We start from the raw sequence: 9,046 nt of genomic DNA on the forward strand, positions 1-9,046 counted from the left end.
GGGCGCTGCCGTGTGTCAGCGGGTTGCCGGCCGCTTTGAGCGCGCCCAGCTGCACCGCTCCGCGAGCGTCGACCTGCAGCAGTGAGCCGGTCGCGGGCAGCCCACTCAGCGAATCCGACGCCGTCACCGCGTGCAGCGGATGGGAGAACTCGGCGCTGCGATCGGGGACGTCGGCGTGCCGCCAGTCGCCGGGGCCGCAGACCAGCGCATAGTCGAAAACGTGTGTCCAGTGCTGCAATTGGAAGTTGGATCCGTCGGGCGCCGTGCGCCGCGGCTCGTCGATCCAGACGCCGGACGGCCAGCCGGTGCACGATCGCATCAGCGCGGTGTGCAGCGTTCCGTCGGTCTCGACGGCGAAGCTGGGCACCCCGCGATTGCACAGTGCGACCGTGCGCGATTCGAAACGCCCCAGCCCTGACGGGGCGTGCTGCGTGACAACGATCTCGGCGTCGGCGAGATCATCGACCACCGACGCGATCGCCTTGGCCAGGTGCACATCGTCGCGCCCGGCGATCACCAGCACCGGCAGCGCATCCGAGTCGCGCAGGTCGGCACCGGGAATCCAGCCTTCCGCCAACGACTTGGCGGCGGGTACCCACACGGTGGCCTGGCCGGTCTTGGCGAGCTGAAGGTCGACCTCGCGGGCGTAGGCCGGATCAGCGGCCGTCAACACCGACCTGGTGAACGCGTTCTGATCCGGCCCGCCCAGCGCCAATCGGGTGTCGGGCAGGTTGGAGTCGACACCGAGCTTCCCGTAGCGCGGCTTGTCGGCACTGCTGCAGGTCGCCGTGGCGCCGGCCCGCACCAGCGCCACCACCAGGTCGCGCGCCAGCCGGCCGCCCATCGGCTCGGTCGGGGCAACGACTTCGGCCACCGACACCGCACGCACGCCGTCACCGACGCGGACCCTGGCCGCCGACGACAACCCGAACCAGCCGTAGGCCGGGTTGTCCAGCGTCCAAGGATGCTCGGCAGTGTCCACCGATCCAGAGCCGTTGTGCAGCAACGCAAAACCACGGCCGACCACGGCGTCGCCGACTTCGCTGACCGGCATCGCACCCGGCACCGGACACGGCCAGCGCAGCCGCAGCAGTCGGTCCTCGCCGATGAAGTCGTCGATGGTGGTGGCGCAGTCGACTCGGTCGACGCCGCGCCACAACGTCAGCGTCTGGGTGTAGCGCAGCGTGTCACCGATCCGGCCGTGCACGACTATCCGCTGGCCCAACGGACTGCGGTAGGCGTGTACCTCGGCCGGCGTTTCCGACGAGCCGACGACCGGCCCCTTGGGCAGCAGGTGCCAGGGCCCTTCGCCGCCGGTCGGGTGGGCCGGGTATTCCTCGTAGACGGCCAGCTCGTTGCCGACTCGGTCCTCGCCGATCAGCTGTTTGCCGTCCCGGACCAGCGAGGTCACCCCGCCGCCGCGGTCAGGATCGACCGCCAACCGGTAGTGCTCGTTGGCTATTTCCTTGCCCGGCAACGACTCCCAACCGCTGTCGGAGTCTGCGGCAACCAGCTGGTAAGCCCGCCAGCCCAGTGACGGCACGTCGCGGGCCAGCCAGCTCACCGATCGTCCGCCGTGTTCGATCACCGCGGGCAGCGTGCCGCCGTCGTGATCCAGCACCTGCACCTTGGGGCCGATCGGTTTCTCGAAACGGGCAGTGACGATGTCGGTCCGATTGTGTGTCAACGTATTCCACACGACGACTGAGTCGTTTGAAAAGCCCGCGACCGCGCTGGACAGCAACGCCAGCGAGTTGTCCCGTGCCGCGCGGCCGAGCTCCCACGCGTCGCGCCATCCGGTCAACAGGTCGAGGTAGACCTGGTCGGATTCCGAGCCGGTGATCGCATCGTGGTGTGCGCCGTAGGCCAACTGCACCCATGCCTTGGCCAGCGCGGCCTGCGGGTAGTCGGCACCGGCGAGCAGACCGGCGAACACCGCGAACTTCTCCGCGTCCAGCACCGCATCCTCGGCGGCCCGGTTGGCCTGTTTGGTGTCGATGTACGACACGTCCTTGCCGGTGTAGATCGGGTTCATGTCGCGGGTCTGCGGCGACGGCACCTCGGCCCGGTCGTCCAACTCCGCGCGCACCGCGCCGAAGAACTCACGCGGCAGCGCGCACACGAACCGCGGCCAGGTGTACCGCGCTGCCCAGTCACGATGGATCTCGGTGACCCACTTGTTGGGTGGCGTGTAGTCGGTGCCGACGGGCAGCAACACGTTGCGGGTCAGCGCGACTTTCTTCAGCTCCGCGAACAACTCGAAACAGGCCTGCTCGGCTTCGGTCACAGTGGTCGACTCGTCCATCCACCAGCCGGCCGAATAGTGCGCGGGCATGTAGTGGGTGAGCAACCCGCGGCCCGACGGCGATATCCACTCGAATTCGCTGCTGAACTGCATGCCCGCCACGCCGCCCTCGTTGTGCATCGGGCCCCACTGGTGGTGCGGACCGCGGGCCCACGAACTGGAGGTCAGCCCCGCATCGGCGGCCATGCCGGGAAACTGCGGGTCGTGGCCGAACACGTCGAGCTGCCACGCCGTGGCCGGGTCGCCGCCGAGCACGTCACGCTGAAAACTGATGCCGTGCACCAGGTTTCGGATCGTGGTTTCCGGGCTGGTGAGGTTGGTGTTGGGTTCGTTGTAGGTGCCACCCATGATCTCGACCCGACCCTCGGCCATCAGCCGGCGCAGGTCGGCGCGGTCCTCGGGATGGGTGTCCCAGTAGGGCTTGAGGTAGTCCACTTCGGCGAGCACGAACTTGTATTCGGGTTCACGGCGTGCCATTTCCAGATGCGCGTGGACCAGCTCAAAGGCGTTGGTCTGACGGGCTTTTCCGGGCGGGTCTTCGGTCCAGAGGCTGGTGTAGGCGCCCTGGGTGTTCCACCACACCGGGTCGTAGTGGAAGTGGCTGATCATGTACATCGTCCAGCCGGACTCGGCGACAACGAAGTCGAACGGCGTCGCACTGCCCGCGAGGTGGACCTGCGCCGCCCGGCGCTCGCCGACGACCGGATGCTCGACGGCGACCGGCACCTCGATGACGTCCTGGCCGACCGCCTCCCCACTCAGCCCGTCGCCGTCGACCCGAACCGTCGTCGGCTCGGTGGCCCCGCTGACCGTCACCCGAACCAGCTGCAGCGGCTTGTCCGCCGGGCCCACGAAAAGCTCCGTCGACTCCGCCGAAGTCACCCGCATTCCCGCACCCTACGACCTCCTGTCGGTATAGGGGTGTAAGGCTGGAGACACGTAACCGAAAGGACCGCTGATGCCTGCTCTCGCTTCGCCTGTCGCTGACGAACGCAGCGCCCTGCGCGAGTACCTGGCCTATCACCAGAGCGCGTTTTTCGCGGTGGCCTACGGCCTGACCGACGAGCAGGCCCGTTCGTCCCCGACGGTCAGCGAATTGTCGATCGGCGGGTTGATCAAGCACGTCACCGCCATGCAGCACACCTGGATGTCGCGGGCGGCCGCCGCGCCGGACGCCCCGCCAAAAGATCCCCGGCCGTTCGACGAGGTCGCCAAGGATTTTGCCGAGCAGCACGTGATGCGGCCCGTCGAAACCCTGGAGGGGCTGCTGGAGAAGTTCAAGACGGAGAACGCCAACTCGCTGCACCTGGTCGAGACCGCCGACCTGGATGCGAAAGTACCTGTCCCGCATGATATTCCGTGGTTCCCGAAGGGCGTCAAGGACTGGTCGGTGCGGTGGGTGATTCTGCACGTGATCAACGAACTGACCCGGCACTCCGGCCACGCCGATATCATCCGGGAGAGCATCGACGGCGCCACCATGTACGAACTGCTGGCCGGCCTGGAGGGCTGGGCGATCGACGGCTGGGTGCAGCCCTGGAAGCCACGTGCAAATCCGTAGCGGCCTGGCTCGTCGCGACACCGAAGACGCTGCCGTCGAGCTGTTTTACGAAGACCTCGGCGACCCGAGAGATCCGGCTGTCCTGCTGATCATGGGGCTGGGCGCCCAGCTGCCGATGTGGCCCGACGGCTTCTGCGAGCAGCTCGTCGACGCTGGGTACCGGGTGATCCGCTTCGACCACCGCGACACCGGGCTGTCGGCCAAGATGCACGGGATGCGCGCACAGGGCGCGGTGTATCGACGGGTGGGGCGCTACCTGCTGGGCCGTGGTAGCCAGGTGCCCTACACGCTGGTCGACATGACGCGTGACGTGGTCGCGCTGCTCGATCACCTCGTCATCAGCCGGGCGCACGTCGTCGGCGCCTCGATGGGCGGGATGATCGCGCAGATCCTGGCCGCCACCGAGCCCGAGCGGGTCGCGTCGCTGGCCATCATCATGTCCACCACTGGCAAGCCGTTCTCCCGGCTGCCGGCCTGGCGGGTGATCCGGCTGGCGTTCAAGCCACCCGGCGACGATGCGTCCGACGAGGAGAAGCTGGCCTTCGAGGTCCGCAACATCGCGGTGTTCAACGGCCCCAATTTCCTGCCGTCCGAGGCGGAGCTGCGCAAACGCGTCCAGCAGCTCGCTGAGCGGTCCAACTATCCGCCCGGCACGCTGCGCCAATTCGACGCCGTCCTGGGCACCGGCAGCCTGCTGGCCTACAGCAAGGCCATCACCGCGCCGACGGTGGTGGTGCACGGTTCACGCGACCCGATGGTGCGGCCCCGCAACGGCCGCGGGGTCGCCGCCGCCATCCCCGGCGCCCGGTTCGTCGTCATCGACGGTATGGGCCATGACCTCCCCGAACCGGTGTGGCGCCCACTCATCGAGACCCTCACGGAGAACTTTGCCAGAGCGCCCATCGGGTGAGCGGGCTCACAGGAATTGGGACTTGCCAACACCGATTTGAGACACTGCAGCTATGAGTTCCAACAACCACCGCGAGGTAGCCAAGCTCGACCGGGTTCCGTTACCGGTCGAGGCGGCCCGCTTCGGCGTGACGGGTTGGCAGCTCACCCGCACTGCCGCCCGCATCCTCACCAAGCTGCCGACCAAGGGTCCGATGCAGCAAAAGGTCATCAGGCAACTCCCGCAGACCTTCGCCGACCTGGGCCCCACCTACGTCAAATTCGGGCAGATCATCGCCTCCAGCCCGGGCGCCTTCGGCGAACAGCTGTCCCGGGAATTCCGCGGCCTGCTCGACCGGGTGCCGCCGGCCGACACCGGCCAGGTGCACAAGCTGTTCGCCGAGGAGCTCGGCCGCGATCCATCGGAGCTGTTCGCCAGCTTCGACGAGGAGCCGTTCGCGTCGGCGTCGATCGCCCAGGTGCACTACGCCACCCTGCACAGCGGCGAGGAGGTCGTGGTCAAGATCCAGCGGCCGGGCATCCGTCGCCGGGTGGCCGCCGATCTGCAGATCCTCAAGCGCTTCGCCCAAGCCGTGGAGTTGGCCAAGCTGGGCCGCCGGCTGTCCGCCCAAGACGTCGTCGCCGACTTCAGCGACAACCTGGCCGAGGAGCTGAACTTCCGCCTCGAGGCGCAGTCGATGGACGCCTGGGTCTCGCACCTGCAACCCTCGCCATTGGGCAAAAACATCCGAGTGCCGCAGGTGTACTGGGACTACACCACCGAGAAGGTGCTGACGATGGAGCGGGTGCAGGGCATCCGCATCGATGACGTCGCCGCCATCCGCAAGGCCGGCTTCGACGGCACCGAGCTGGTCAAGGCCCTGCTGTTCAGCCTCTTCGAGGGCGGCCTGCGGCACGGCCTGTTCCACGGCGACCTGCACGCCGGCAACCTGTATGTCGACGATCAGGGCCGCATCGTGTTCTTCGACTTCGGCATCATGGGCCGCATCGATCCGCGCACCCGCTGGCTGTTGCGCGAACTGGTGCACGCGCTGCTGGTGAAGAAGGACCACGCGGCGGCCGGCAAGATCGTGGTGCTGATGGGCGCCGTGGGCACCATGCGGCCGGAGGCTGAGGCCGCCAAGGATCTGGAGAAGTTCGCCACCCCGCTGACCATGTCGACGCTTGGTGAGCTGTCCTACGCCGACATCGGCAAGCAGCTGTCCACTCTGGCCGACGCCTACGACGTCAAGCTGCCGCGCGAGCTGGTGCTGATCGGCAAGCAGTTCCTCTACGTGGAGCGATACATGAAGCTGTTGGCGCCGACCTGGCAGATGATGTCCGACCCGCAACTGACCGGCTACTTCGCCAACTTCATGGTCGAAGTCGCTCGCGAACACAACAACTCCGAACTAGAGGTCTAGCGCATGCAAATCCGCACCGGCACAGCACGTTCGGGCGATTTGGACATCTACTACGAGGACATGGGCGAGCCGACCGACCCGGCCGTCCTGCTGATCATGGGCCTGGGCTCGCAGCTGTTGCTGTGGCGCGACGGGTTCTGCGAGAAGCTCCTCGCCGAGGGGCTGCGGGTGATCCGCTACGACAACCGCGACGTCGGCCTGTCCAGCAAGACCGAACGGCGCGGCAACGGCGGCTCGATGATCCCGAACATGATCAAGTTCTGGCTGGGCATTCCCGGCCAGGCTGACTATCGGCTCGAGGACATGGCCGACGATGCCGCCGCACTGCTCGACCACCTCGGCATCGACCGAGCCCACATCGTCGGCGCGTCGATGGGCGGCATGATCGCCCAGATCTTCGCGGCCCGGTTCGCGCAGCGGACTCGCTCGCTGGCGGTGATCTTCTCCAGCAACAACCAACCGTTCCTGCCGCCGCCGCACCCGCGGGCCCTGTTCGCGGTGCTGCGAGGCCCGTCGCCCAATTCACCGATCGAGGTGATCGCCGACTATTCGGTGAAGGTGTGGCGGATCATCGGCAGCCCGCGCTACCCGGCCCCCGACCAGCGGCTGCGCGACGACGCGATCCGGGCCTACCAGCGCTGCTACTACCCGTGGGGAACTGCCCGGCATTTCAGCGCGATCATCGCCAGCGGCAGCCTGGCCCGCTACGACCGGCAGATCACCGCGCCGACCGTGGTTCTGCACGGCAAGGCCGACAAGTTGCAGCCGCCGTTCGGCGGCCGGGTGGTCGCCCGCGCGATCCCGGGTGCCCGCCTGGTGTTGTTCGACGGCATGGGTCACGACCTGCCCGAGGAACTGTGGGACCAGATAACCGGCGAGCTCACGGCAACTTTCGCGCACGGCTGACTGGCGGACGAGCGCGTTTCCAATTCGGCCTGACCAGGCCGATCGACTAGCATGGCCGGTGGATCACCGGGGGCTGGTAACGCCATACCCAGCACGGGCGGGCACTCAGAAAATCCAGGAAGGCGCGGTTGCGCGATGGCCGAAAAACTCAGGCCGCATTTCGAGGACGTCCAGGCACACTACGACCTATCTGACGAGTTCTTCCGGCTGTTCCTCGACCCGAGCCAGACCTACAGCTGCGCCTACTTCGAACGCGACGACATGACGCTGGAGGAAGCCCAGCAGGCCAAGGTCGACCTCGCGCTGGGCAAGCTCGGCCTGCAACCCGGGATGACGCTGCTCGACGTCGGCTGCGGCTGGGGCAGCACGATGCGCCGCGCGGTCGAGAAGTACGACGTGAACGTGATCGGCCTGACACTGTCCAAGAACCAGGCCGGATACGTGCAGAAGACGCTGGACGAGATGGACAGCCCGCGCACCAAGGAGATCCGGCTGGCCGGCTGGGAAGAGTTCGACCAGCCGGTTGACCGGATCGTGTCGATCGGCGCGTTCGAGCACTTCGGCCACGACCGCTATGACGACTTCTTCCAGATGGCCAACGAAGCCCTGCCCGACGACGGCGTGATGCTGCTGCACACGATCACCGGCCTGACGCCGGCGCAGATGACCGAACGCGGCATGCCGTTGACGTTCGAGCTGGCTCGATTCATGAAATTCATCATCACCGAGATCTTTCCCGGTGGCCGGTTGCCGTCGATCGAGATGGTGGAAGACCGGTCCTCGAAGGGGGGCTTCACGCTGACCCGCCGGCAGTCGCTGCAGCCGCATTACGCCAGAACTCTCGATCACTGGTCCGCGGCGCTGGAGGCGCACAAGGACGAAGCCATCAAGATCCAGTCCCAGGAGATGTACGACCGTTACATGCATTATTTGACCGGCTGCGCCAACGGATTCCGGATCGGATACATCGACGTCAACCAATTCACCCTGGAAAAGTGATCGCCGGCCGCACAATGAACTACGACGTTGTTACTCCGGCCTCTCATAGAGCCGGGTATGGTGCTCTCGCACCAAGGGTGGGTAACACCCGGGGCAGTAGGAAGGGTTAACACACGCTGATGCCAGAGAAGCAAGGTTTAACGGAGACGCGGACGCGTCCGGAAGACATCCAGGCGCACTACGACCTGTCCGACGACTTCTTCGGACTGTTCCAGGACCCGACGCGGACCTACAGCAGCGCCTACTTCACCCGTGACGACCAGTCGCTGGAGGAAGCCCAGATCGCCAAGGTCGACCTCAACCTCGACCAGCTGGACCTGAAGCCCGGCATGACGCTGCTGGACATCGGCTGCGGCTGGGGCACCACGATGAAGCGGGCCGTGGAGAAGTACGACGTCAACGTCATCGGTCTGACGTTGTCCAAGAACCAGCACGCCCGCGCCCAGCAGGTACTGGACGGTCTCGACACCAGCCGTACGCGCCAGGTGTTGCTGCGCGGCTGGGAGGACTTCAGCGATCCCGTCGACCGGATCGTGTCCATCGAGGCGTTCGAGCACTTCGGCTTCGAGAACTACGACCGCTACTTCAAAAACGCGTTCAACATCATGCCCGACGACGGGCGGATGACCGTGCAGAGCAGTGTGGCCTATCACCCCTACGACCTGAACGCCCGTGGTAAGAAAATCACTTTCGAAACGGCGCGGTTCATCAAGTTCATCCTCACCGAGATCTTCCCGGGCGGTCGCCTGCCGTCCACCGGCATGATGGTCGAGCACGGTGAGAAGGCGGGCTTTGTTGTGCCCGAACCGCTTTCGCTGCGGGATAGTTACATCAAGACGCTGCGGATCTGGTCCGATGCGCTGGAAGCCAACAAAGACAAGGCCGTCGAGGTCACCTCCGAAGAGGTCTACGAGCGCTACATGAAGTATCTTCGCGGCGCCGAGCATTACTTCACCGAAGAGG

Annotated in this window: 7 protein-coding genes; 6 read left to right on the plus strand and 1 reads right to left on the minus strand. The window is 66.3% G+C overall.

Features of this window, described 5'->3' with window-relative positions:
- The coding region (locus tag WAN02_RS25200) for an alpha-mannosidase (protein WP_422267519.1) at nt 1-3,193 on the minus strand (3,193 nt) is incomplete at its 3' end.
- Nucleotides 3,194-3,263: 70 nt separating this feature from the next.
- Here WAN02_RS25200 and WAN02_RS25205 point away from each other — a divergent pair.
- From WAN02_RS25205 to WAN02_RS25230, 6 genes are all read left to right on the plus strand, one after another.
- On the plus strand, nt 3,264-3,866 hold the full coding sequence (locus tag WAN02_RS25205) for a DinB family protein (RefSeq protein ID WP_422267521.1): 603 nt from the start codon (nt 3,264-3,266) through the stop codon (nt 3,864-3,866).
- Nucleotides 3,853-4,776 carry an alpha/beta fold hydrolase gene (locus WAN02_RS25210; protein WP_422267523.1) on the plus strand — a complete coding sequence of 308 codons (924 nt, stop codon included), beginning with the start codon at nt 3,853-3,855 and terminating at the stop codon, nt 4,774-4,776. Before WAN02_RS25205 ends, WAN02_RS25210 begins: the two co-directional genes overlap by 14 nt.
- Before the next feature lie 52 nt (nt 4,777-4,828).
- On the plus strand, nt 4,829-6,178 hold the full coding sequence (locus tag WAN02_RS25215) for an ABC1 kinase family protein (protein WP_422267525.1): 1,350 nt from the start codon (nt 4,829-4,831) through the stop codon (nt 6,176-6,178).
- Nucleotides 6,179-6,181: 3 nt separating this feature from the next.
- On the plus strand, nt 6,182-7,084 hold the full coding sequence (locus WAN02_RS25220; RefSeq protein WP_422267527.1) for an alpha/beta fold hydrolase: 903 nt from the start codon (nt 6,182-6,184) through the stop codon (nt 7,082-7,084).
- Between the two features lie 135 nt (nt 7,085-7,219).
- A complete protein-coding gene (locus WAN02_RS25225) occupies nt 7,220-8,083 on the plus strand; it encodes a cyclopropane mycolic acid synthase family methyltransferase (protein WP_422267529.1) in 864 nt (287 codons plus the stop codon).
- A 119-nt stretch (nt 8,084-8,202) separates the two neighbouring features.
- The coding region (locus WAN02_RS25230) for a cyclopropane mycolic acid synthase family methyltransferase (RefSeq protein WP_422267531.1) at nt 8,203-9,046 on the plus strand (844 nt) is incomplete at its 3' end.

The organism is Mycobacterium sp., from assembly GCF_049281135.1.
In the GTDB taxonomy this organism is placed as follows: Bacteria; Actinomycetota; Actinomycetes; order Mycobacteriales; family Mycobacteriaceae; genus Mycobacterium.